The following is a 1600-nucleotide window of genomic DNA, read 5'->3' on the forward strand; positions in this document are numbered from 1 at the left end:
ATAAAATAAGTCCTAAAACTGTGAATACTATAAAAATAAAAACTTTATGTGACAGAAAGAAAAATGTATCATATCCAGTAAATAACGATAAGTATCTTACCTGTTGTAGTATGACATGTACTATTGATTCTATTATTAAGTTTTGTTACAAGCTGATGTAGTTCACTATAATCTAAGGTTCCATTATATGCTCTTATCTCATCTAATAATTTCATAGGTGCTTCTACTTTTGCTTTTGTATTAGGCCTGCCAGCAATACATGGGCAAACCTTAAAACCATAATCATCTGCAAACTGTTGAAATTTATTATTTACTTTTCCTTTAGAGTTATTAGTTCTTGGTTCATCCATAATTGTTTTTATGTTATCAGTTAATAATTCCTTAGGAACACCTCCAAATGTTTCAAAAGCTTCATCTAAAAATGAGAATAAAATATCTTGTGTTTTACTAAAGGATAATCTATATACTCTAAATCTTGAATACGATAGGATAATAACAAAAATATTTATTTTTATTACCTCTCCATTACTTAATATAAACTCCATATTTTCTTTCCAATCCACTTGTGCTTGCTGTCCTATACCTGTTTCATAACGCATAGGAATACTCTTAGAAGAATAATTTTTTCTTCTTCTTTTGAAATAATTATTGAATTCTTCGTGTTTAGAAATATATCTACGAAATGATGATTGTGCACAATCTAGATTGTAATTATCTTTTAAGAATTGCCATAATACCCTTTTATAATAGAATATCTGGACTGATTCATCACTAAGTAAATCTTTAATTATTGGATAGAATTTATCAAGTTTAGATGATCGATTTCTAGTAATAGATTTTTTATATCCATTAATATATTTACCAACTGTTCTAGCATCAAGTCCTAGTTCTCTTGCTATCTGACTTTTATTTATTTTCAAGTTACTTTCCTCCATAAGAGGTTTTAATTTTCTAAGGTCCTCTAATTTATTAATCCTTATGTTTGTATTTATGTCCATTTGTATAATCATAATTACCTCCTTAACCTTGGAGATAATTATATCTTATTTTTCATACATTCTTAAATGATTACTTTCTTACATTTTTATTTTATCATTTATATAAAAGATGATAGTGTTTTCTGATATCTATTATCTCGTCATTCCATTCAAATAGATAGAAGCACCGTGTTTGTATATCGGAGAAAAAATGATGTATGCGATTTGTTTTCCACCCCTTTATGCGAGATACCCTGCCTTTAGATGGGAAATCTTGAATACATAGCTACGGCTTATAACTCGCCAATTCACCCATACCACGATTCTCATTTAAAAATCTTCGATACTTTGCCATAGTCCAACTATTATTCCTTTTAGCCATATAAATCTTCCCTTCTTTAATGCTTTCTTGATGACATGTTAACGCGTTAAAGAAAATTTTTCAATTCCGAGATGTATTTTTTTGAAAATCACTCTTTTTTTGATATATTTTATTTTTTCTACTTTGTCGAGTGACAAACAAGTTTGCTCGGAGTGACAAAGTTTGCTCGTGAAAAATCAGGAGAATTTTATGCATAATATACATTATTTATACGCAGGTGTGACCCCTCCATAGGTGTAAT

General features: G+C 28.7%; 1 pseudogene. It reads right to left on the reverse strand.

What is annotated here, in order from left to right:
- Positions 1-83 precede the first annotated feature (83 nt).
- Positions 84-1010 (reverse strand): annotated as a pseudogene (istA, locus tag OM90_RS05650) (IS21 family transposase); the annotation flags it as partial.
- Positions 1011-1600: the final 590 nt, after the last annotated feature.

The organism is Defluviitalea phaphyphila (assembly GCF_001466305.1).
Taxonomy (GTDB): domain Bacteria; phylum Bacillota; class Clostridia; order Lachnospirales; family Defluviitaleaceae; genus Defluviitalea_A; species Defluviitalea_A phaphyphila.